Source organism: Streptomyces sp. NPDC046985 (assembly GCF_040644415.1).
Lineage (GTDB): Bacteria > Actinomycetota > Actinomycetes > Streptomycetales > Streptomycetaceae > Streptomyces.
In genome coordinates this window covers 1-22,700 of sequence record NZ_JBEYWK010000007.1, presented here as the reverse complement: position 1 = coordinate 22,700, position 22,700 = coordinate 1, and the positions used below count along the sequence as shown (strand labels likewise).

The following is a 22,700-nucleotide window of genomic DNA, read 5'->3' as shown; positions in this document are numbered from 1 at the left end:
GGGGCCCCGGCCCCGCCCTTCCTGCCCCGGTAGCCGACAGTGCTGTCCGCCCTACCGCCGCCCCCGCGCCACCTGCCTGTCGAATGAGAGAGGCGACCCACCATGCCCCTGCACGTCCCCCCGGCGCCCGCGCCCGCCCTGCGCTCCGTCCTCACCGCGCTGAACTCCCCCACCGCCGTCCGCGAGGCGCCCACGCCCGCCCTGCGCGCCGCCCAGGACCCCGCGGTCCCGGACCTCCCACTGCCCGTGCACGTCCTGGACCGGATCACCCCCGACGGCATCTCGCAGACCCGGCTGGCCGGATGGCGCTTCCTCATCCGCAGCGGCGAGCAGGCGGTCGCCGCCGCGGAGACCCAGTTGACCGCCGACGGCTGGGCCTTCTCGCACTTCTTCGAGGGCCCCTACGTCACCTCCACCGAACGCGCGCTGCGCCAGGCGGAGACCCTGAGCCAGCCGTACCAGCCGCGCCTGCTCTCCCTGCCCGGCCTATACATGCTGACGCTGTGGCTGCACGGCGACCTGTCCGACGACGGGGCCGGCGGCCACCCCGACGGCGCCGACCTCCTCATCCCGCTGGCCCCGGCGCCGCCCGGGATACCGGCCCACGTGCCGCACCGGGTCGCCGACCTGCTGCCGGTCCTCACCCACCGGGTGACGCCGGTGCGCCTCCTGGGCACCCCCGCCTGAGCGCGGCGCCCCGCCCCCGCACCCCGCCGTCCCGCCCGGCGGCGAGGTACGGGGGCGGCGTGCTGCGCCGGCCTCGTCGCCCGGCGGCGCACCAGGGCGCCGTCGCACGACCTCGCCGCGTTCGGCCGCCCGTCCCGCGGTCGTCACACGGGCCTGCGAGGGTCCCACCGTCATCCTTTCGGGCGGCCCGGCGCCCAATGACCCGATCGGACTAGTGCTATTTGGCCACCGCGAACCATCCGAAGGGGCGGTGGGAGGAAAGTGAACCGCTCAGGCGGGTGACGCGTCTCCTCTGGGTGAGAAGCGGCGCCGCGAAATCCCTGCGGAAACCCGCCCGTGAGGCAACACTGGTTCCAGTCCGACTCGGCTACGGGGGCGGCCACGGCGAGTGCTGCCGGCCGCAGGACGCGCACAACGACCAGCCCGGACCACACGACGAAGCGAAAGATCCCCTCCATGTGCCAGCACCAGCCACCGTGCCCGACAGCCGACTCCGCCGACCGGGAATCCGCCCGCCTCGTGGCGCACCACCCGGAACAGGGCTGGAGCCTGCTGTGCAACGGCGTCCTCCTCTTCGAGGACACCGGTGAGCTGCTGCCGGACGGCAAGATCATCGCTCCGCACCGCCCGATGGGCGCAGGCGCCGGCCGCGTGGTCACCGCCGCCTGAGCGACGCATCGGATCCACCGCGTCCGGGCCCGGACGGACGAGCGACTCCAGGCGCAGATGCGGTCCCTGGCGGACATGCGATCACTGGCGGGGCATGTCGTTGCCGGTGGGACGTGCGGTCTCCGGTGGACGTGCGGTCCCGGATAGCCGGTCCCCGCTGCGGCCGTGTCAAGAACGCAGCGTCCCGCGTCAGAGGGACGTCAAGGGCCGCGCCGACGGCCCGGTCAGGCCCTAGCGTCGTTGTCATGAGGTACCCAGACGACGTACTGCCGGGCGCCGTGACACCCGCCCGGCGCCCCGGCCGGGTGGCGTACGACCGCCACTGGGCGCGGGACGCGCACACCTCGGTCCGCTCCTCGGCGGCCCTGCTCGCCCTGCTGCTGCTCGCCGACTGGGGCAGGGGCGGCCTGACCTGGTGGCGCGGCACGCTGTGGCTGGCGCTCGCGGTGCTCCTGCTGCTGGTGCTCTGGCCGCCCCGGGTGAGCGCGGGCGAGGGCTGGCTGGCCCTGCACGCACCCCTGCGCCGCCGCCGAGTCCGCACCGACCTGCTGGTGTCCGCGCACACCGCCGACGGCGTCTCCCAGCGCCTGGTCCTGACGGACGCCCTCGGCGCCCGCCTGGAGGTCGACATCCGCGTCCTGGAAGACAATCCGGACCTCTGGTACCGCCTCGCGGAGGACGCGCGGACGTCCCGGGCCAGCGGACTCCTGCGCGGCGGCGCGCAGGAGCTGGCCTGCCTCGCCCGGCGCGTGGACCGCGCGACCGCGCTGAGCGTGTTCCGGGTCTCGGGGCTCGACTCCTGACGCTCCGTCGCCGCGGCCGCGTGCCCGCGCCACGGCGTGCCGGACGCGCGGCGCGGGCGGCGGCGTGCCGCGTGACCTGACGACTCGCCGTGCCGCGTGAGGTCTTAACGCAAGTTTGACGCCCGTCCGACCGGCTATCCGTGGGTCCAGGCGTCACGCTCCGCATACGCTGGTGATCCGTCGGCGTGCGGGCCGGATGCCGACGCCGTGCCGTACCTCAGGAGCAAGGCCGATGGCCATCACCGAACAACCCGCCAGCCGTCTGCGCGCCTGGATGCTGGAGGGCCTGTCCGACATGGGCAAGGGCGGCCAGCAGGCGCCGCACGCTCATCCCGAGCCGCCGCACCAGGGGCAGCGGTGGTGGCGCGTGATGTGCCTGACCGGCGTCGACTACTTCTCGACCCTGGGCTATCAGCCGGGCATCGCGGCCCTGGCGGCCGGGCTGCTGTCGCCCGTCGCCACCCTGATCCTGGTGCTCGTCACCCTGGCGGGCGCATTGCCGGTGTACCGCAGGGTGGCCGAGGAGAGCCCGCGCGGCGAGGGCTCGATCGCGATGCTGGAGCGGCTGCTGTCGTTCTGGCAGGGCAAGCTGTTCGTCCTCACCCTGCTCGGCTTCGCCGCCACCGACTTCCTCATCACCATCACCCTGTCGGCGGCCGACGCCTCCACGCACCTGGTGGAGAACCCGCACCTGACCAGCGCGCTGCACAGCCACCAGATGCTGATCACACTGTGCCTGGTGGCGCTGCTGGGCGCGGTGTTCCTCAAGGGCTTCCTGGAGGCGATCGGCGTGGCGGTCGCGCTGGTCGGCTTCTACCTCGCGCTGAACGTCGTGGTGGTGATCACCGGACTGTGGCACGTGGTCACCGCCGGTCACCTGGTGACCGACTGGACCGGCGCGCTGACCGCCCAGCACGGCAGCGTCTTCGCGATGATCGGCGTGGCACTGCTGGTCTTCCCCAAGCTGGCGCTGGGCCTGTCAGGCTTCGAGACCGGCGTCGCCGTCATGCCGCATGTGCGCGGCGACGAGGGCGACACCGAGGAGCGGCCGGCCGGCCGGATCCGGGACACCAAGAAGCTGCTCACCACGGCCGCCGTGATCATGAGCTGCTTCCTGATCGCCACCAGCTTCATCACCACGCTGCTGATCCCGGAAGCGGAGTTCCGGACCGGCGGCCCGGCCAACGGGCGCGCGCTGGCCTATCTGGCCCACACCTACCTCGGCAGCGTCTTCGGCACGGTCTACGACGTCTCCACCATCGCGATCCTGTGGTTCGCGGGCGCCTCCGCGATGGCGGGCCTGCTCAACCTGATGCCGCGCTACCTGCCCCGCTACGGCATGGCCCCGCACTGGGCCCGCGCGGTGCGGCCGATGGTCCTCGTCTTCACCCTGATCGGCTTCCTCGTCACCTGGATCTTCGACGCCAACGTCGACAAGCAGGGCGGCGCGTACGCCACCGGCGTGCTGGTGCTGATCAGCTCGGCGGCGATCGCGGTGACCATCGCCGCCCGCAGGGCCGGCCAGCGCCGCTGGACCGTCGCGTTCGCGGTGATCTCGGTGGTCTTCCTCTACACGACCGTGGTCAACGTCTTCGAGCGCCCGGACGGCGTGAAGATCGGCGCCTGCTTCATCGCCGGGATCATCCTGGTCTCGTTGCTGTCCCGGCTGGCCCGCGCCTTCGAACTGCGGGTCACCAGCGTGACGCTGGACCCGATGGCGGAACGGTTCGTCCGGGACATGGCCAACCGGAAGATCCGTCTCATCGCCAACGAGCCCGACCAGCGGGACAAGGCCGAGTACCGCGACAAAATCGAACAGACTCGCACGGACAACGACATCACGGATCCCGAGGACTTCATCTTCGTCGAGGTGACGATCACCGACCCCTCCGACTTCGAGGGCAGCCTGACGGTGCACGGCGAGGTGCTGCACGACCGGTACCGGGTGCTGACCATGGAGTCCCCCACGATCCCGAACGCCCTGGCCGCCCTGCTGCTGACGATCCGCGACGAGACCGGCCGCATCCCGCACATGTACTTCGAGTGGACCGAGGGCAACCCGTTCCACAACTTCCTGCGCTTCTTCCTCTTCGGCCACGGCGAAGTCGCCCCGGTCACCCGCGAGGTGCTGCGCGAGGCGGAACGGGACCCCGCCAGGCGGCCCCGCGTGCACACGGCCTGAGACATACCGGGTCTGGGACACACCTGGCCCCGAGACACGCACGCGGCCGAGCGCACCGCGAGCGCGCCCCCGCCCGCCCCCCGCGCGGCCTGCTCCCAACCGGCTGCGAGGGGGGCGGCTTTCAAGGGGGCCGTCCCGTCGTCAGGGACGGCCCTCCCCCGGTCCGCGGCGCCCGGCCGCCGGCCTTATCGTGACGGCCATGCAGTCCTACACGATCGGCCAGGCGGCCCGCCTCCTCGGCGTCAGCCCCGACACGGCCCGCCGCTGGGCGGACGCGGGCCGGGTGGCCACGCACCGCGACGACAGCGGACGGCGCCTCATCGACGGCCGCGACCTCGCCGCGTTCTCCGTCGAGCTGGCCGGAACCTCCGGCGGGGAGGAGGACGCGTCGTACACCTCGGTCCGCAACGCCTTCCCCGGGATCGTGACCGCCGTGAAGCTGGGCGACGTGGCCGCCCAGGTCGAGATCCAGGCAGGCCCGCACCGCCTGGTCTCGCTGCTGACCCGGGAGGCGGTGGAGGAACTGGGTCTGGAGGTCGGCGTGGAGGCCACCGCCCGGGTGAAGTCGACGAATGTCCATATCGACCGGACCTAGGGTCGGCATCGACCGGACCTAGGGTCGGCGCAGCGCCTCTCGTGCGCAGGACGCCGGGCTCGCCGGGACGACCCGCACCACAGACGCCGGAGCCGGTCATCGCCCGAGCCGATCGCACCGCAGGAGCGCATATGCGTCCCTGTCAGCCCCTCTGGCCAGCTCATGCGACGCAACCGCATACATACCCCTTGCAGTTGCGGCAGTATCATCGCCGGGCGGCCGGGTGTTCGGCCGTGGCAGGGGGCGACGCCTTCCGCGCACTACGTGAGGAGTAGATCCGTGATGAACCGTTCCGTACGGCGGACCCGGGCACTTCAGGCGGCCGGTGCGTGCGCCGCCGCGCTGCTCGCCCTGAGCGCCTGCTCGTCGTCCGACGACTCCTCCGCGAAGCAGGACTCCTCCCCGTCCGCCTCGCCGAAGCTGTCCGGCGCCGTGACCGTGTTCGCGGCCGCCTCCCTCAAGGAGAGCTTCACCGCCCTGGGCGAGGAGTTCGAGAAGGACCACCCGGGGACCAAGGTCACCTTCGACTTCGCCGGCAGCGACGCCCTGGCCGCCAGCATCACCGGCGGCGCCCCCGCCGACGTCTTCGCCGCCGCCAGCCCCAAGACGATGAAGATCGTGACGGCCAAGGACGACGCCGCCGCCGCGCCCGTCACCTTCGCGCGCAACCAGTTGGAGATCGCCGCCCTGCCCGGCAACCCCCAGCACGTGACCACCCTGAAGGACCTGACCAAGCCCGGTCTGAAGGTCGTCCTGTGCGACAAGACCGTGCCCTGCGGCGCCGCCGCCCAGAAGGCCCTTCAGGCCAGCAAGGTGAAGCTCACCCCGGTCTCCTACGAGCAGGACGTCAAGAGCGCCCTGAACAAGGTCGAGCTGAAGGAGGCCGACGCCGCCTTGGTCTACAAGACCGACGTGCACGCGGCCGGCGACAAGGTGCAGGGCGTGGAGTTCCCCGAGTCCGCCGGCGCCGTCAACGACTACCCGATCGCGCTGCTGAAGAACGCGCCCCACGCGGCCGCCGCCCAAGCGTTCATCGAGCTGGTGCGGTCCCCCGAGGGGCAGCAGGTCCTCACCCAGGCCGGTTTCCTCAAGCCGTGACCGGCGCCGGCGAGGCGGCGGCCGTGCCCCGGAAGGGCGGGGCACGGCGCGGGCGGCTCGGCCGGGGCGCTCCGCTGCCCCTGCTGGCGCCCGCGCTCGTGGGCCTGGCCTTCCTGCTGCTGCCGCTGGCCGCCCTGCTGATCCGCGCCCCGTGGCGCGCGCTGCCGGACCAGCTCACGAGCACGGACGTGTGGCAGGCGCTCCAGCTCTCGCTGATCAGCGCCACCGCGGCGACCGGCGTGAGCCTGCTGCTCGGGGTGCCGCTGGCCTGGCTGCTGGCCCGCACCGACTTCCCCGGGCGCGGCCTGCTGCGCGCGCTGGTCACCCTGCCGCTGGTGCTGCCGCCGGTGGTGGGCGGCGTGGCGCTGCTGCTGGCGCTCGGGCGCGGCGGCGTCGTGGGGCAGTGGCTGGACGCGTGGTTCGGGATCACCCTGCCGTTCACCACGACCGGCGTAGTGGTCGCCGAGGCGTTCGTGGCCATGCCGTTCCTGGTGATCAGCGTCGAGGGCACGCTGCGCGCCGCCGATCCGCGCTTCGAGGAGGCGGCCGCCACCCTGGGCGCCTCCCGCTTCACCGCGTTCCGCCGGGTCACCCTGCCGCTGATCGCGCCGGGCGTCGCGGCGGGCGCCGTGCTGGCCTGGGCGCGGGCGCTGGGCGAGTTCGGCGCGACGATCACCTTCGCCGGCAACTTCCCCGGCCGCACGCAGACCATGCCGCTGGCGGTCTACCTGGCCCTCCAGAACGACCCGGGGGCCGCGATCGCCCTGAGCCTGGTCCTGCTGGCGGTGTCGATCGCGGTCCTGGCGGGTCTGCGGGACCGTTGGATGACGGCCGCCTCGTGACCGGCGAGACCAGCCTCCCGGCCCCGCCGCCCCCGCGCGGCCCCGACCACCCGTCCTCCAGGACACTTCTCCCATGACCGACACGGACCAGACCCCGGGCGACGTCCGCGCCCCCTGCCCGCCGGGCGGGGGACTCGACGCGCGGCTCGTCGTCGAGCGCGGCGCGTTCCGCCTCGACGTGGCTCTGACCGCCGCGCCGGGCGAGGTCGTGGCGCTGCTCGGCCCCAACGGCGCCGGCAAGACCACGGCCCTGCGCGCGCTCGCCGGTCTGATCCCCCTGAGCGCCGGCCACCTGCGCCTGGACGGCGCCGCGCTGGACCGTACGCCCCCGGAGTCCCGTCCGGTCGGCGTCGTCTTCCAGGACTACCTGCTCTTCCCGCACCTGTCCGCCCTGGACAACGTGGCGTTCGGGCCGCGCTGCCAGGGCGTGGGCAAGGCCGCGGCCCGTGAGCTGGCCGCCCAGTGGCTGACCCGCATGGGGCTCGCCGAGCACGCGGGCGCCAAGCCGCGCCGGCTCTCCGGCGGTCAGGCCCAGCGCGTGGCCCTGGCGCGGGCGCTGGCCGTCGGCCCCCGGCTGCTGCTCCTGGACGAGCCGCTGGCCGCGCTGGACGCCCGGACCCGGCTGGAGGTGAGGGCCGGGCTGCGCCGCCACCTGGCCGAGTTCGAGGCCGTCGCCGTCCTGGTCACCCACGACCCGCTGGACGCGATGGTGCTGGCCGACCGGCTGGTCGTCGTCGAGCACGGCCGGATCGTGCAGGAGGGCGCTCCCTCCGAGGTCGCACGGCGCCCTCGGACGGACTACATCGCCCAGTTGGTCGGCCTGAACCTGTATCGCGGTCAGGCCACCGGGCACACCGTGCGGTTGCCGGACGGCCCGGCCGTCGCCGTCACGGAGAAGCTGTCCGGACCGGTCTTCGTGGCGTTCCCGCCGGACGCGGTCACCCTGCACGGGGAGCGACCCGCCGCGTCCCGCGCCCGCAACCTGTGGCGCTGCGAGGTCGCCGGGCTCCAGACGCACGGCGACCGGATCCGCGCCGACCTCACCGGGGAACTGGACCTCGCCGCCGACCTGACGACGGTCGCGGCCGCCGAACTGGACCTACGGCCGGGCGCCGCGGTCTGGGCGACCGTCGAGGCGGCGCGGACGCACGCCTACCCGGCCTGAGCGAGCCTCCGCGATCTGAGCGGTTCTCCCCGGTCTGAGCGGTTCTCCCCGATCTGAGCGGGCTTCTCCGGCCTGAGCGGGCGGGCCTCCCCGGCCTGAGCGATTCTCACGAGTCTGAGCGGGCCTCTCCGGTCTGAGCGGGCGGGCCTCCCCGGCCCTGAGCGGGCGGCCCTCCCCGGTCCGAGCCGGTCTCCAGTCTCCCGGGCAGCGAGGAGACCGTGCGGAAGCACGAGGACCCCGCCTCGGGCCGACCGGGCCGGAGACGGGGTCCTCGTGCGCGCGGTACGAGCCCGCGCGCCGGGATCAGTCCTGGTACGCGTCCAGCGGCGGGCAGGAGCAGACCAGGTTCCGGTCGCCGAAGGCCTGGTCGACGCGGCGCACCGGCGGCCAGTACTTGTCGGCGGCCGAGACGCCGCCCGGGAAGACGGCCTCCGCGCGAGTGTAGGCGTGCTCCCACTCACCGCCGAGCGCGTCCGCGGTGTGCGGGGCGTTGCTCAGCGGGTTGTCCTCCGCGGGCCACGCGCCCGAGCCGACCTTCTCGATCTCGGCGCGGATCGCGATCATCGTGTCGCAGAAGCGGTCAAGCTCGGCCAGGTCCTCGGACTCGGTCGGCTCGATCATCAGCGTGCCGGCCACCGGGAAGGACATGGTCGGGGCGTGGAAGCCGTAGTCGATGAGCCGCTTGGCCACGTCGTCCACGCTGACCCCGGTCTCCTTGGTGAGCGGGCGCAGGTCGATGATGCACTCGTGCGCGACGAGGCCGCCGGGGCCGGTGTAGAGCACCGGGTAGTGCGGCTCCAGCCGCTTGGCGATGTAGTTGGCGCTGAGCACCGCGACCTGCGTGGCGCGCTTGAGTCCTTCGCCGCCCATCAGCCGGACGTAGGCCCAGGAGATGGGCAGGATGCCCGCCGAGCCCCAGGGCGCGGCCGAGATCGGCCCGACTCCGGTGGCCGGGCCGGCCTCGGGCTGGAGCGGGTGGTTGGGCAGGTACGGCGCCAGGTGCGAGCGGACCGCGACCGGGCCGACGCCGGGACCGCCGCCGCCGTGCGGGATGCAGAACGTCTTGTGCAGGTTCAGGTGCGAGACGTCGCCGCCGAAGTGGCCCGGCTTGGCGAGGCCGACCAGGGCGTTGAGGTTGGCGCCGTCGACGTACACCTGGCCGCCGGCCTCGTGCACCTGCGCGCAGATGTCGGCGACGTGCTCCTCGAACACGCCGTGCGTGGACGGGTAGGTGATCATCAGGACGGCGAGCTGGTCGCGGTGCTGCTCGATCTTGGCCCGCAGGTCCGCGACGTCGATCTCGCCGTCCTCGGCGGTCTTGACCACGACGACCTTCATGCCCGCCATCACCGCGCTGGCCGCGTTGGTGCCGTGCGCGGAGGACGGGATGAGGCAGACGGTGCGCTGGTCGTCGCCGTTGGCCCGGTGGTAGCCGCGTACGGCGAGCAGGCCGGCCAGCTCGCCCTGCGACCCGGCGTTGGGCTGGAGGGACACCGAGTCGTAGCCGGTGACCTCGGCGAGCCGGTCCTCCAGCTCGTGGATGAGGGTGAGGTAGCCCCGCGCCTGCTCGGCGGGCGCGAAGGGGTGCAACTGCCCGAACTCGGGCCAGGTGACCGGCTCCATCTCGGTGGTCGCGTTGAGCTTCATGGTGCAGGAGCCCAGCGGGATCATGCCGCGGTCGAGCGCGTAGTCGCGGTCGGCGAGCCGGCGCAGGTAGCGCAGCATCGCGGTCTCGGAGCGGTACTGGTGGAAGACGGGGTGGGCGAGGTAGGCGTCGGTGCGCAGCAGGTCGCCGGTCAGCGCCTCCTCGGCGGCGGCGTCCAGCGCGTCGACGTCGCCGTGCGCGCCGAAGGCGGAGAGGACGGTGCGGAGCTGGGCCCGCGCGGTGGTCTCGTCGCAGGCGATCGAGACGTGGTCGGCGTCGACCAGGCGCAGGTTGACGCCGCCCTCCCGGGCCGCGGCGACGACCTCGGCGGCGCGGCCGGGGACCTCGACGGTGAGCGTGTCGAAGTAGGCGCCGTGGACGAGGCCGAGACCTGCGGAGCGCAGCCCTTCGGCGAGGACGGCGGCGTAGCGGTGGGTGCGCTGGGCGATGGCCTTCAGGCCCTCGGGGCCGTGGTACACGGCGTACATGCCGGCCATGACGGCGAGCAGCACCTGGGCGGTGCAGATGTTGCTGGTGGCCTTCTCGCGGCGGATGTGCTGCTCGCGGGTCTGGAGGGCGAGGCGGTACGCCTTGTTGCCGTCGGCGTCGACGGAGACGCCGACCAGGCGGCCGGGCAGGCTGCGGGCGAACTTCTCGCTGACCGCCATGTAGCCGGCGTGCGGCCCGCCGAAGCCCATCGGGACGCCGAAGCGCTGGGTGGTGCCGACGGCGATGTCGGCGCCCAGCTCGCCGGGGGACTTCAGCAGGGTGAGGGCGAGCAGGTCGGCGGCGACGGTGACCAGCGCGCCCAGCTCGTGCGCCTGGGCTATCACAGGCCCGAGGTCCCGCACGGCGCCGGAGGCGCCCGGGTACTGGAGGAGCACGCCGTTGATCTCGCGCCCGGCGATCTCCTCGGGGATGCCTCCGCTGAGGTCGGCGACGACGACCTCGACGCCGGTGGGCTCCGCGCGGGTCTCGATGACCGCGATGGTCTGCGGGAGCGCGTCGGCGTCGACCAGGAAGAGGCCCTTCTTGTTCTTGCCCATGCGCCGGGAGAGCGCCATCGCCTCGGCGGCGGCGGTGCCCTCGTCGAGGAGGGAGGCGCCGGAGGTCGGCAGGCCGGTGAGGTCGGCGACCACGGTCTGGAAGTTGAGCAGCGCCTCCAGCCGCCCCTGGGAGATCTCGGGCTGGTACGGGGTGTACGCCGTGTACCAGGCCGGGTTCTCCATGACGTTGCGCAGGATGACCGGCGGGGTGAAGGTCCCGTAGTAGCCGAGGCCGATCATCGGGGCGAGGACCTGATTGCGGTCGGCGAGGGAACGCAGCTCGGCGAGGACCTCGGCCTCGGTGCGGGCGCCCGGCAGCTCCAGCGAGTCGGCGTTCTTGATCACGTCGGGCACCGCGGCCGCGGTGAGCTCGTCGAGCGAGCCGTAGCCGACCTGCGCGAGCATCTTGGCGCGCGCGTCCTGGCCGGGGCCGATGTGGCGCTGCTCGAAGGGGGTGCCCTGTTCGAGCTCGGAGAGCGGAATGCGCTGGGCGGTCATAGCGGAGGCCTCCTGGTCTGACACGACCTTCGAGGGACACCACGACACAGGTGCCCCGACGGCCTCCCCCTCTGTCATCTCAACCTGAGAGCTTCACCGGACCGCGTGCGGGGGTCCGGCTTGCACCGTCGGTGAGAGCGGGCGCCGTCGACGCTCGCTCTGCTTTCCAGAGTGACCTCGTCCGTGCGGTACGTGGGCCTGAGAGATTCCGGGGAGGATTTGCTCCTTCGGCGCCCCCAGTGATGCTGGAGGGCTCTCCCGCACGGGGTCAGCAGCCGCTTGCCAGAGTACCAGTGGCCTCCGGGGCCTGGCTCGAGTGGCCGCATGGCCGATTGTGCTCTTTTGTAGTGGCAACGGATGAGTTGCGACCATGTGGAGGTACCGTGCAGACGGAGATCGATCCGCGCAACCTGATCGGCCGCAAGGCGTTCGACCGGAACGGCCACAAGATCGGCACAGTGGACGAGGTCTACCTCGACGACGCCACCGGGGCGCCGGAGTGGGCGGCGATACGCACCGGCCTGTTCTCCCGGGACGCCTTCGTCCCGCTGGAGCCGAGCGAACTGGTCGAGGGCGGCCTGCGCGTCCCGTTCGAGAGGGCGCTGATCAAGGTGGCGCCCGACTTCGGGGTCGGCCGCCACCTCTCCCCGGAGCAGGAGCTTCAGCTCTACCACCACTACGGTCTCGACGTCGCCCCCGCCCCTCCCCCGGCCCTCGCGGACCGCGACTTCGGCAGGCTGGCCGGTTCGGGCTCCGAGGAGTCCTGACCCCGCCCTCCGGGCCGTGACCCGATCCCGGCCCCCCGCACCCCGTCGTGTGCTATTTATCGCTTTCACTGCTCTCGTCGTTCTCCCCGCTCTCACGGCCGCCTCATCCGCCTCATCCGCTGTCGTCCGCGCTCCCGTACGCGTCGTCGAGGGCCCCGCCGGGGCCCTCGGACCGCGTCGTTCGCGCCGGTCTCCCGCGGCGCCGCCGGTCCGGTGTCAGCGCCGGTCCGGTGTCAGTCCGGCGCGGGCGGCCCACCGGGCGCGGCGGCGCCGTCGGCGGCGAGGGGTGCCGGGCCCGCGGTCTCCAGGGGACTGGGGCGGACCAGCGGGAGGGGGTCGGCGGGCTCCAGGGCGGGGTCGTCGAGGCGGAAGGTCTTCACACGCCCCGGCGGAGAGCAGGGGGTCTCGAACCGGACGGTGACCCGGCCCAGGCCGCTGCCCTGCACCCAGCCGTGCCCGAACTCGGTGTGCCGCACGTCGCGGCCGGCCCGCCAGTGCCGCTCGACGGTCTCCGACCGCGGGACCGGCTCCTCCGGCCCCTCCTCCTCGGCGGTCTCCACCCGTGCCCCGGCGGCCTGTGCGAACAGGTCCTCCTGGGTGTAGTCGGCCAGCCCGGACACGCCCACGCCGAGCAGCCGGACCCCGCCGGTGGTGTCCACCGCGTCCAGCAGCCGCGCCGCGGCCTCCCGCACCACCGACAGATCGTCGGTGGGCCCGCGCAGCGTCTCGGAGCGGGTCAGCGTGGAGAAGTCGTAGCGCCGGACCTTCAGCACGATGGTGCGCCCCGACAGACCGGCCGCGCGCAGCCGGCGCACGCACCGGTCGGCGAGCCGCTGGACCTCAAGGCCGACCCGCGGGCGGTCGTGGATGTCCACGTCGTAGGTGTCCTCCACGGAGATCGACTTGGCCTCCCGCTCGGCCACCACGGGCCGCTCGTCGAGCGCCAGCGCCATGGCGTGCAGGGCGTGCCCGTGCGCCCTGCCCAGCAGGCGCACGAGCTCGGCCTCGCCCGCCTCGGCGATCTCCTCGACGGTGTGGATCCCGGCCCGCCGCAGATGGTCGCCCGTGGCCGGCCCGACGCCGGGCAGCGTCCGCACCGACATGGGGCCGAGCATGCCCCGCTCGGTGCCGGGCTCGACGAGCACCAGCCCGTCGGGTTTGGCCTGCTCGGAGGCGATCTTCGCCAGCATTTTCGAGGCGGCCAGCCCCACCGAGCCGGTCAGGCCGGTGACGGCCCGTATGTCGGCGCGCAGCTTGGCGCCCGCCAAGCGGGCCGACGCGCCGTCCCAGGCCGCTCCCCCGGCCTCCAGGTCCACGAAGGCCTCGTCCAGGCTCAGCGGCTCCACGAGCGGCGACAGCGCCCGCAGCAGGCTCATCACCTGTTCGCTGATCGATCGGTAGAACGCGAACCGCGGCACCAGGTACGCGGCGTTCGGCGCGAGCCGCCGCGCCTGGGCCATGGGCATCGCGGAGTGGACGCCGAAGACCCGGGCCTCGTAGGAGGCGGTGGCGACCACGCCGCGCGGTCCGAGGCCGCCCACGACGACCGCCTTGCCGCGCAGGCTCGGCTTGGACGCCTGCTCCGCCTGCGCGAAGAAGGCGTCCATGTCGAGATGCAGGATCGTCGGCGTGGTGCGCACATCTCCGATGCTGCACCACACCACTGACAACGCCCTACGACAGGGCCGCTGCGAGGCGTGCTCGCGGGCAGGGCGCGCCCGGCGGACGGGCGGCTCAGACCGCGCGGTTGCGCCGCCGGGCCAGCTCGTCGCCGGGGTTGTGGCCGAGCAGGGTCTCCCCGGTGTCGACGCGCTCGCCGTGCAACTGGGACAGCGCGCTCTCCACGTCGCGCCAGACCACCCCGACCGCGATGCCGAAGACGCCCTGGCCGCCCTGGAGCAGAGCGTGCACCTCGTCGGGCGAGGTGCACTCGTAGACCGTGGCGCCGTCGCTCATCAGCGTCATGCGCTCCAGGTCGCTGAAGCCGCGCTCCCGCAGGTGCTGAACGGCGGTCCGGATGTTCTGCAACGACACGCCCGTGTCCAGGAACCGCTTGACGATCTTCAGGACGACGACGTCACGGAAGCTGTACAGCCGCTGCGTGCCGGATCCGTAGGCGGGCCGCACGCTCGGCTCCACGAGACCGGTGCGCGCCCAGTAGTCCAGTTGCCGGTAGGTGATGCCGGCCGCCGCGCAGGCCGTCGGACCGCGGTAGCCGATCTCCTCGGACGCCATGGGCGCCGCCCCTCTGCTGCTCGGCACGGCCGTCGGCCGCTGCGGAACCCGTTCGGCCGCAGCGCCGTGAGAGCCGCCCCCTCCCGCGCTCGGGCGGAGCGGGGAGCCTGGGGAAGAGTACGGACCGCGCCCCCCGGCCTCGCGCCCGGGGGCGCTCCCAGCCGTACTGTCGCCGCTGCTTCTCACGCCGACCTCCGTCCTTGACCTGCCTTCTCGACGGTAGGCAGTCACCGGGGGTGCGTCAACGATCGCCACACTCGGCACGCCGAGTGATAGTCACCCTGAGAGTGGTTTCCCGTGCCCCACCGCGGGGAAAGGCTAGCCGAATGTCTTCGCGAGCAGATGCGGGACACCGCCGAGGGCCGCCGCAATACGGGGGCGTCTCACTGGTTGCTGGAGCCGAAGTCCTCGGGCGAGATCTGGTCGAGGAACTCGCGGAACTTCTCGACCTCGTCCTCCTGCTCGTCCGGGATGGCGATGCCGGCGTCGTCGAGCACCGTGTCGCTGCCGTAGATCGGCGTGCCGGTGCGCAGGGCCAGCGCTATGGCGTCGGACGGGCGGGCGCTCACCTCGACCCCGCTCGCGAAGACCAGCTCCGCGTAGAAGACGCCCTCACGCAGGTCCGTGATGCGCACTTCGGTGAGCTCCTGGCCGACGGCTTCCAGCACGTCCTTGAACAGGTCGTGCGTCAGCGGCCGCGCGGGGGCCATGCCCTGCTGTGCGAAGGCGATGGCCGTCGCCTCCCCGGGCCCGATCCAGATGGGGAGGTAGCGGTCGCCTCCCACTTCGCGCAGGAGCACGATCGGTTGGTTGGAGGGCATCTCGACCCGGACACCTACGACATCGAGCTCGTTCACACAGCAACCCTAGGCCGTGCCCGGGACGTTTGGGTAGTCGGGCCGGAATCGGGGAGGCGATCCGGCCGTCGCCGCCGCTGCCCGCTCAGGGCAGCCGCACCCCGAGCGCCTGCCCGCTCAGGGCAGCCGCACCTCGAGCGCGCTGCGCACCAGCGCCGCGTGCAGCCGCACGGTGAGCGCGACCAGCTCCTTGGTGCGGTCCTCCGCGTGCGCCCTGGTCTGCGGGTTGCGGTGCCGTCGGAGCGGCGCCACCACCTGGTCGACGAGCCCGGCCTCCCGGTCCGCGGCGGCCTTCATCGCCCGCAGGTGGCGGGGTTCGATGCCGAAGCGCCCCAGCTCGCGCACGAGCGAGGCCACGGTGACCGCCTCGGCGTCATAGCCGCCGTCCGCCGCCGGGGTGAGGATGCCGTAGGACTCCCACTCCTGGAGGTCCCGCTCGTCGACCTCCGCGGCGGCCAGGAGATCGTCCCGGCCGATCCGGCCCGCCGAGGGCGCCTCGGCCGGCTCCGGCGCCGGTTCGCCGTCGCGCTGGCGTCCGAGCACCGGCAGTTGCACGGCCTCGCCGCGCTCGACCGCCTCCAGATACTCCCGGATCACCTTCAGCGGCAGGTAGTGGTCCCGCTGCATCCTCAGCACCCGGGCCAGCCGCTCGACGTCGTCCTCGCTGAACTTCCGGTACCCCGACGGGGTGCGCCGCGGCTCGACGAGTCTTTCCGACTCCAGAAAGCGGATCTTGGAGATGGTGACCTCGGGGAACTCCTGGCGCAGTGCGTTCAGCACCGCCCCGATGCTCATCAGACCGCCGTCCGCGGCCGTGACGCCGTGGCCGGCGCCACCGTTCGGTGTTCCACGCATGGACCTTCCCTGGGGTGCTCCCCGGACGCCGTCCGGGGAGCGTCAGTAGGCCTGGCGGCTCGAGTAGAAGACCAGCCGGTACTTGCCGATCTGCACCTCGTCGCCGTTGGACAGCGCCACCTGGTCGATCCGCTCGCGGTTGACGTACGTGCCGTTCAGGCTGCCGACGTCGGCCACCGTGAACGAGCCGTCAGGGCTGCGGCGGAACTCCACATGGCGACGCGAGACCGTCACGTCGTCCAGGAAGATGTCGCTCTGCGGATGACGCCCGGCCGTGGTCAGCTCGCCGTCCAGCAGGAAGCGGCTGCCGGAGTTCGGCCCGCGGCGCACCACCAGCAGGGCCGAGCCGAGCGGCAGCGCGTCGACGGCCGCCTGCGCCTCCGGAGAGAGCATCGGCGTCTGACCGGTGGCCTCGGATTCGTACGCCTCCAGACCGGAGATCGAGATCGTGGACGTCGTCTCCGACGGGCGCTCAGGAGCGACGCCCGCCCGCAGCGGCGCACCGCAGTTGGAGCAGAAGCGGCTGTTCTCCGCGTTGCGGTTACCGCACCTCGTACACACCAGGGCCGACATGGACGGATCCTCCTGCCGAGGCTGCCCCGCCGGGGCGTTGGACGCGTACGGGTCGGCGGCAAACCCTCCACCCGTACCTGAGGTTGACGGTTGGCCGAAACCTATGCCGCTCGCCTGGGCAGGGTCAACTGACGGCGCGCCCGGACGGCCGGAAACATCCCCGGCCGGCCCCGGCACCTGGTCGCGGAAGAGCGGGCGCTGGCCTTCCGCGTCGGGCTGTGCGCGGTGGCGGGCGGTCGCGTTCTCGCCGCCCTCTCGCGCGCTCTTGCCGAACAACTTCGCAAACAACTTCACGGGCGATTCCCCTTGACCGAAACAGACCCGCCCGTGGGGCAGGACGAACCCTGACTGCACACACCGGTCGACCCGGACATCCCTATAACGTCCGTATCCTCCGGACAGTGTCCACCACGCACCGCCCAATCGGTGCGCCGACCCCCCGCAACCTCATGCCCCTGCCGGACCGCCGCCATGCACCCCCGGTTCACGGGGAGGACGACCGAGCGTAGTCAGGCTGCTTCGGCGCTCGCAAGGCGTCGACAGTGATCTTGTCCGATCGCTGAACGGCTACGGTGGCCTGCTCCTTCTCCAGCGTCTGCACCACGCCTCCAGGAATGTTGAGCGCCGGTTCGAGGTCCTGCGGCTTGCCGATGACCTGGAAACGATACGGAGCGTTGATCTTGTTCCCGTCGACCTCGACGCTCTTCCCGGAATCCGTCAAATAGGTGTTCACGACCACGCGCACGCCGTTGACCTCGATGGCCTCCGCGCCGGCCGCGCGCAGCTCCTGCACCGCGTCGAGCAGCATGTCCGCCTGGACCGACCTCTTCGGGTCCTGCACCGTCATCGTGATGCCGGGCCCCTGCGCGGCCACCGTGCCCGCCAGGATGCCGAGTTGCCGCTCCTTCTCCAGCGTCTGCCTGCGGGCCTCCTCGGCCTGGTCCGAGCTGTTCTCCAGCTCCTGGCGCTGCTTGTCGAGACCCTGCTTCTCGTCCTCGAGACGCTGCGTGCGGTCGTCCAGTTCGTCGAGGATGCGCACGAGGTCCTCCTGCCGGGCGCCGCGCAGCGCGCTGTCCGTCTCGCTGTGCGAGGCGACCTGGACGGCGAGGCCGAAGCCCAGGCCGAACAGCAGCACGGCGACGACCAGTTGGGCCCGGGTGAAGCGCAGCGGCCACAGCCCTTCGGCCAGCCGGTCCCGGCCGGTCAGCTCGGGCGCGGCCCGCTCCGCGGAGTCCGGCCCGGTCACCGGGTCCGCCCCGGCGCCGGTCGCCCGTGCGGAGGCGTCCCGCGCCGCGGCCGTCTCGTCGGCCCCGCCGGTCCGCGCGGGCGCCTCGGGAGGCAGTTCCTTGCGCAACGTGTGCTCGGGCTGTTCGTCCTGATGGCTCATCGGTCTCACGCCCGGAACACGTGCCGTCGGATCGCCGCGGCGTTGGAGAAGATACGGATGCCGAGCACGACCACGACGCCGGTGGAGAGCTGGGCGCCCACGCCCAACTTGTCGCCCAGGAACACGATCAGCGCGGCGACGACGACGTTCGACAGGAACGACACCACGAACACCTTGTCGTCGAAGATGCCGTCGAGCATGGCCCGCAGCCCCCCGAAGACGGCGTCCAGCGCCGCCACGACGGCGATCGGCAGGTAAGGCTCGACGACTGCCGGAACCTCGGGCCGGACCAACAGGCCGGCCACCACTCCCACGACGAGGCCCAGTACGGCGATCACGATATGCCCTTCTCAGATGTCTCGACGGTCGGCTGTGCGGTGCGCACGATCACGCTCGGCGCGGCGGGCAGCCGGAGGTCGCTCTCCACGGAGATGCCGGTCCGGATCCCGTAGTCGTCTTGCAGCGCGTGCAGATACAGCCCGTCCGAGCTGTTCTGGAAGCGGCTCCTCAGCCGCTGCCCGTCCCCCACCGCGAGCACCGTGTACGGCGGCACCAGCGGCCTGTTGTCGACCAGTATGGCGTCTCCCGCGGCCCGGATGGCCGACAGGGCAGTCAGCCGCTCCCCGTTCACCGACACCGCCTCGGCCCCCGACTGCCACAGCCCGTTGACGACGCGCTGCATGTCCCGGTCGCGCACCCGGCCGGTGTCGGAGAAGCCGGACGTCTCGCGCGGATTGCCGCTTCCGCCCGACGTGGCTTCCTTGGCGTCGTTCACGACCAGCTTCACACCGGGCCCGTGCACCGCCGTGGCGCCCGACACGATCCCCGCCAGCTCGGCGCGGGAGTCGCCGCCGCTGTGCCGCAGCGCCTGGCGCTGCCGCGCGCTCACGTCGTCGCGCAGCGCGTCGACGTCCTTCGCCAGCTTGTCCGCGCCGGCCGTCTCCCGGTCGACGCGGTCGATCAGCTCTTGGCGCTCCTTGGCGACGGCGGGCGCCGCCACCCGCGCCTGGGCCGCGCCCAGGGTCACGACGAGCGCCGCCAGCACCAGGCCGGAGGCGAGGCCCAGTCTCGCCCGGAGGGTCTTCGGCAGCCCGGCGTGGCCCGCGGCCTGCCGGCGCGCCGCGGCCTCGGCGTAGCCGTCGTCGAGGCTGTGGTCCATGACGTTAGTGATCAACGACATGGAGGCGTCGGGACGGGAGGGCCGCGAAGGGGTGCTCCGAATGGGGGATCGCTGCGGCATGCCGCACATCGTCGCACGTCGAGGCCGCATCCTCCGAACGGCCCTACGGCGTGCCGGACGGGCCCCCTTCGGGGGACATGTGTCCGGCACGCCGTAGGCACTGCTGCGGCGGGCTTCCCGCCCTACCGTCCGGCGCTGTCGACGACCGCCGCCCACTCGTCGAGCAGGGCCTGCGCGGAGGCGTCGTCGGGCCCCTCCGCCCACAGATGGGTGACCGCCTCGGCCGGGTCCGGGAGCACCATCACCCAGCGGCCGTCGGCCTCCACGACCCGCACGCCGTCCGTCGTGTCGACGGACCGGTCTCCCGCCGCCTCGACGACCCGCCGCATCACCAGGCCCTTGACGGCCCACGGCGTGGCGAGGTCCCGCTTGAGGACGTGGGCCCGGGGGATCCGGGCGTCGATCTGGCTGAGGGTGAGCTGCGTCCGCGCCACCAGCCCGATCAACCGCACGAACGCCGCCGTGCCGTCGTAGACGCTGCTGAACTCCGGGACGATGAATCCGCCCTTGCCGTCGCCGCCGAAGATGGTGCCCTCCTCGCCGCCGACCCGGGTGAGGTCGTCGGGAGAGGTGGTCGTCCACTCGACCTGGGTGCCGTGGTAGGCGGCGACCTGCTCGGCGATGCGGGTGGTCGTCACCGGAAGCGCCACCCGGCCGCTGCGCCGCTCGGCGGCGATCAGGTCCAGCATCACCAGCAGCGCCCGGTCGTCCTCGATGATCCGGCCCTTCTCGTCGACGAGCGACAGCCGCTCGCCGACCGGGTCGAACCGCACTCCGAACGCCGCCCCGGACGACGCGACGATCTCGCCGAGCCGCACCAGCCCGGCACGCCGGATCTCCGCGGTCTCCGTGGGCCGGGACTCGTCAAGGCCGGGATTGATGGTCAGCGAGTCGACGCCGAGCTTGCCCAGCAGGCTCGGCAGCACGAGACCGGCGCTGCCGTTGGAGGCGTCCACGACGACCTTGAGGCCGGACTCGCCGATCCCGGTCGTGTCGACGTTGCGCAGCAGCGAACCGGTGTACGAGTCGAAGACGCTGGACGGGAAGTACAGGTCGCCGATCTCGCCCGGGAACGCACGCCGGTACTCCTGGCGCGCGAAGACCCGGTCCAGCTTGCGCTGGCTGCCCTGCGACAGGTCGGCGCCCTGCCCGTCGAAGAACATGATGTCGACCGAGTCCGGCACGCCCGGCGTGGTCCGGATCATGATGCCGCCGGCACTGCCCCGCGCGGTCTGCTGCCGCGCCACCGGCAGCGGCACGTTCTCCAGGTCCCGTACGTCGATGGCGCTGGCCTGGAGCGCCGAGATGACGGCCCGCTTCAGCGCTCGCGCGCCTCGGGAGTGGTCGCGCGCCGTGCTGACCGTGGAGCCCTTCTTCAGCGTCGTCGCATAGGCGCCGGCCAGCCGCACGGCGAGTTCCGGGGTGATCTCCACATTGAGGATGCCGGAGACGCCGCGGGCGCCGAACAGATGCGCCTGGCCCCGCGACTCCCAGATCACCGAGGTGTTGACGAAGGCGCCCGCCTCGATCGTCTTGAACGGGTACACCCGCACATTGCCCTGAACGATCGATTCCTCGCCGATCAGGCACTCGTCGCCGATGACCGCGCCGTCCTCGATCCGCGCCGCGCGCATGATGTCGGTGTTCTTCCCGACGACGCAGCCGCGCAGGTTGCTGTGCTGACCGATGTACACGTTGTCGTGCACCACGGCCTTGTGCAGGAAGCCGCCGCTCTTCACGACGACGTTGGAGCCGACCACCGTGTGCTCGCGGATCTCGGCGCCGGCCTCCACCTTGGCGTAGTCGCCGATGTAGAGGGGCCCGCGCAGAACGGCGTCGGGGTGGACTTCGGCGCCCTCGGCGACCCAGACGCCCGGGGAGATCTCGAAGCCGTCGATCTCGACGTCGACCTTGCCTTCGAGGACGTCCGCCTGAGCCTTGACATAGCTCTCGTGCGTGCCGACGTCCTCCCAGTAGCCCTCGGCGACATAGCCGTAGATCGGCTTGCCTTCCTTCATCAACTGGGGGAAGACGTCGCCGGACCAGTCGACCGGCACGTCGGCCTCGACGTAGTCGAAGACCTCGGGCTCCATCACGTAGATACCGGTGTTCACCGTGTCAGAGAAGACCTGGCCCCAGGTCGGCTTCTCCAGGAAGCGCTCGACCTTGCCCTCTTCGTCGACAATGGTGATGCCGAATTCCAACGGATTGGGCACGCGGGTGAGACACACCGTCACCATCGCACCCTTCTCCTTGTGGAAATCAATCAGCTCGGTGAGGTCGAAGTCCGTCAGGGCGTCGCCGGAAATGACGAGGAAGGCATCGTCCTTCAACGCCTCCTCAGCGTTCTTGACGCTTCCGGCGGTACCGAGTGGCTTCTCCTCGTTGGCATAGGTGAGCTCCATGCCGAGCTCTTCGCCGTCACCGAAGTAGTTCTTGACCAGAGAGGCCAGGAACTGGACCGTGACGACGGTCTCGTTCAATCCATGCCTTTTGAGCAGCCTCAGCACATGCTCCATGATCGGCCGGTTGGCCACCGGCAGGAGCGGCTTGGGCATGCTTGAGGTCATCGGGCGAAGGCGAGTGCCTTCGCCTCCGGCCATCACGACGGCCTTCATGTCGGAAGCGTCCTCCTCCAAGAGACGACGATCTAGCCGACTTCATCCCTCGCCCATTGTTCCGCACTTCTCCGGAGCGGGCCATCGGAGCCACGGCGGCAGCGACACAGGGTCTCAGGGCGATCTCAGTCGGCCATGGCGTCTGCCCGAACCAGTCGGCGGACTTGCACCACGTAGAGAACTCCTGCCCACCAATACAGGGTTGTACCCCATCCGGCGAAAGCCCATCCGAAAACAGCGGCGAGTGACGAGATCCAACCACTGCCGTCACTGAGCAGCAGGAGCGGGAACGCGTACATCAGGTTGAACGTGGCGGCCTTCCCCAGGAAGTTCACCTGGGGCGGCGGGTAGCCGTGCCGCCGGAGAACGCCGACGGCCACCAGGAGCATCAATTCCCGGGCGAGGAGAGCCGCGGTCAGCCACACCGGCAGAATCTCCCGCCAGGTGAGCCCGAGCAGGGTGGAGAGTACGTAGAGGCGGTCGGCGGCCGGGTCGAGAAGCCGGCCCAGGCTGCTGATCTGGTTCCACCGGCGGGCGAGCTTGCCGTCCAGGTAGTCGCTGACCCCGCTGAACGCGAGCACCAGCAGCGCCCAGCCGTCGCTCTTCGGGCCTCCGAACTCCGGCCTGAGGATCAGCCACAGGAAAAGAGGCACGCCGACGAGCCGTGCCATGCTGAGGATGTTCGGGATGGTGAGGACTCGGTCCGTCTGGACACGGGTCTCCTGGACCTCCACCCGGGGGCCTCCTGGGGAAACGTACCGATGATGCTCCCTGACCCTACCTCAACGCAAAAAAGCTCCGGCTCCTGGGTTGTTTATCCCAGGAGCCGGAGCTGTAAAAGGAGTTCGGCGGTGTCCTACTCTCCCACAGGGTCCCCCCTGCAGTACCATCGGCGCTGTGAGGCTTAGCTTCCGGGTTCGGAATGTGACCGGGCGTTT

Annotated in this window: 20 protein-coding genes, 1 rRNA gene and 1 riboswitch; of the genes, 9 read left to right on the top strand and 12 right to left on the bottom strand. The window is 72.0% G+C overall.

The window, feature by feature from the left end:
- Nucleotides 1–102 precede the first annotated feature (102 nt).
- The 8 genes from ABZ861_RS10830 to ABZ861_RS10795 all read left to right on the top strand — a co-directional run bounded on the left by ABZ861_RS10830 (nt 103) and on the right by ABZ861_RS10795 (nt 8,041).
- Nucleotides 103–687, top strand: coding sequence for a hypothetical protein (locus ABZ861_RS10830; RefSeq protein WP_361627106.1), 585 nt, complete (start codon nt 103–105; stop codon nt 685–687).
- Between the two features lie 456 nt (nt 688–1,143).
- Nucleotides 1,144–1,356, top strand: a complete 213-nt coding sequence (locus ABZ861_RS10825; RefSeq protein ID WP_361627103.1) for a DUF5999 family protein — start codon at nt 1,144–1,146, stop codon at nt 1,354–1,356.
- A 245-nt stretch (nt 1,357–1,601) separates the two neighbouring features.
- Entirely contained in the window at nt 1,602–2,159 is a 558-nt protein-coding gene (locus tag ABZ861_RS10820) for a hypothetical protein (RefSeq protein ID WP_361627100.1), read from the top strand.
- Between the two features lie 232 nt (nt 2,160–2,391).
- Complete coding sequence (locus tag ABZ861_RS10815; RefSeq protein WP_361627097.1) at nt 2,392–4,341, top strand: amino acid transporter; 1,950 nt, start codon at nt 2,392–2,394, stop codon at nt 4,339–4,341.
- A 199-nt stretch (nt 4,342–4,540) separates the two neighbouring features.
- Entirely contained in the window at nt 4,541–4,936 is a 396-nt protein-coding gene (locus ABZ861_RS10810) for a helix-turn-helix transcriptional regulator (protein ID WP_361627094.1), read from the top strand.
- Between the two features lie 282 nt (nt 4,937–5,218).
- On the top strand, nt 5,219–6,034 hold the full coding sequence (gene modA, locus ABZ861_RS10805) for a molybdate ABC transporter substrate-binding protein (RefSeq protein WP_361627091.1): 816 nt from the start codon (nt 5,219–5,221) through the stop codon (nt 6,032–6,034).
- A gap of 23 nt (nt 6,035–6,057) precedes the next feature.
- Nucleotides 6,058–6,876: an ABC transporter permease gene (locus tag ABZ861_RS10800; protein WP_361627864.1), complete on the top strand. Its 819-nt coding sequence runs from the start codon at nt 6,058–6,060 to the stop codon at nt 6,874–6,876.
- Between the two features lie 73 nt (nt 6,877–6,949).
- Nucleotides 6,950–8,041 carry an ABC transporter ATP-binding protein gene (locus ABZ861_RS10795; protein ID WP_361627088.1) on the top strand — a complete coding sequence of 364 codons (1,092 nt, stop codon included), beginning with the start codon at nt 6,950–6,952 and terminating at the stop codon, nt 8,039–8,041.
- Between the two features lie 303 nt (nt 8,042–8,344).
- On the opposite strand, the gene gcvP is transcribed toward ABZ861_RS10795, so the two are convergent.
- Nucleotides 8,345–11,230 (bottom strand): aminomethyl-transferring glycine dehydrogenase, encoded by a 2,886-nt coding sequence (gcvP, locus tag ABZ861_RS10790; RefSeq protein WP_361627085.1) that lies wholly within the window; start codon nt 11,228–11,230, stop codon nt 8,345–8,347.
- A 176-nt stretch (nt 11,231–11,406) separates the two neighbouring features.
- Nucleotides 11,407–11,501, bottom strand: a riboswitch (glycine riboswitch).
- A gap of 112 nt (nt 11,502–11,613) precedes the next feature.
- Between gcvP and ABZ861_RS10785 the strand changes: the two genes are divergently transcribed.
- Nucleotides 11,614–11,997: a PRC-barrel domain-containing protein gene (locus ABZ861_RS10785; RefSeq protein WP_361627082.1), complete on the top strand. Its 384-nt coding sequence runs from the start codon at nt 11,614–11,616 to the stop codon at nt 11,995–11,997.
- A 233-nt stretch (nt 11,998–12,230) separates the two neighbouring features.
- Here ABZ861_RS10785 and ABZ861_RS10780 read toward each other — a convergent pair whose 3' ends face one another.
- The 11 genes from ABZ861_RS10780 to rrf all read right to left on the bottom strand — a co-directional run.
- On the bottom strand, nt 12,231–13,637 hold the full coding sequence (locus ABZ861_RS10780) for a DNA polymerase IV (RefSeq protein WP_361627079.1): 1,407 nt from the start codon (nt 13,635–13,637) through the stop codon (nt 12,231–12,233).
- A gap of 94 nt (nt 13,638–13,731) precedes the next feature.
- Nucleotides 13,732–14,418: a MerR family transcriptional regulator gene (locus ABZ861_RS10775; RefSeq protein ID WP_361627076.1), complete on the bottom strand. Its 687-nt coding sequence runs from the start codon at nt 14,416–14,418 to the stop codon at nt 13,732–13,734.
- Nucleotides 14,419–14,615: 197 nt separating this feature from the next.
- Nucleotides 14,616–15,089: a bifunctional nuclease family protein gene (locus ABZ861_RS10770; protein ID WP_030833746.1), complete on the bottom strand. Its 474-nt coding sequence runs from the start codon at nt 15,087–15,089 to the stop codon at nt 14,616–14,618.
- Between the two features lie 117 nt (nt 15,090–15,206).
- Nucleotides 15,207–15,944, bottom strand: coding sequence for a MerR family transcriptional regulator (locus ABZ861_RS10765; RefSeq protein ID WP_361627073.1), 738 nt, complete (start codon nt 15,942–15,944; stop codon nt 15,207–15,209).
- A 42-nt stretch (nt 15,945–15,986) separates the two neighbouring features.
- The gene (locus tag ABZ861_RS10760) at nt 15,987–16,940 is read right to left on the bottom strand and encodes an FHA domain-containing protein (protein WP_361627070.1); all 954 of its coding nucleotides are present in this window, start codon (nt 16,938–16,940) and stop codon (nt 15,987–15,989) included.
- A gap of 61 nt (nt 16,941–17,001) precedes the next feature.
- On the bottom strand, nt 17,002–17,904 hold the full coding sequence (locus ABZ861_RS10755; protein WP_361627067.1) for a DUF881 domain-containing protein: 903 nt from the start codon (nt 17,902–17,904) through the stop codon (nt 17,002–17,004).
- 5 nt (nt 17,905–17,909) lie between these two features.
- The gene (locus tag ABZ861_RS10750; protein ID WP_003988855.1) at nt 17,910–18,242 is read right to left on the bottom strand and encodes a small basic family protein; all 333 of its coding nucleotides are present in this window, start codon (nt 18,240–18,242) and stop codon (nt 17,910–17,912) included.
- A complete protein-coding gene (locus tag ABZ861_RS10745; protein WP_361627861.1) occupies nt 18,239–19,153 on the bottom strand; it encodes a DUF881 domain-containing protein in 915 nt (304 codons plus the stop codon). The genes ABZ861_RS10750 and ABZ861_RS10745 overlap by 4 nt, the downstream gene beginning before the upstream one ends.
- Nucleotides 19,154–19,266: 113 nt before the next feature.
- On the bottom strand, nt 19,267–21,762 hold the full coding sequence (locus ABZ861_RS10740; protein ID WP_361627064.1) for a mannose-1-phosphate guanyltransferase: 2,496 nt from the start codon (nt 21,760–21,762) through the stop codon (nt 19,267–19,269).
- A gap of 125 nt (nt 21,763–21,887) precedes the next feature.
- Nucleotides 21,888–22,496, bottom strand: coding sequence for a CDP-alcohol phosphatidyltransferase family protein (locus tag ABZ861_RS10735; protein WP_361627061.1), 609 nt, complete (start codon nt 22,494–22,496; stop codon nt 21,888–21,890).
- A gap of 109 nt (nt 22,497–22,605) precedes the next feature.
- Nucleotides 22,606–22,700 (bottom strand): 5S ribosomal RNA (gene rrf / locus ABZ861_RS10730); the annotation flags it as partial.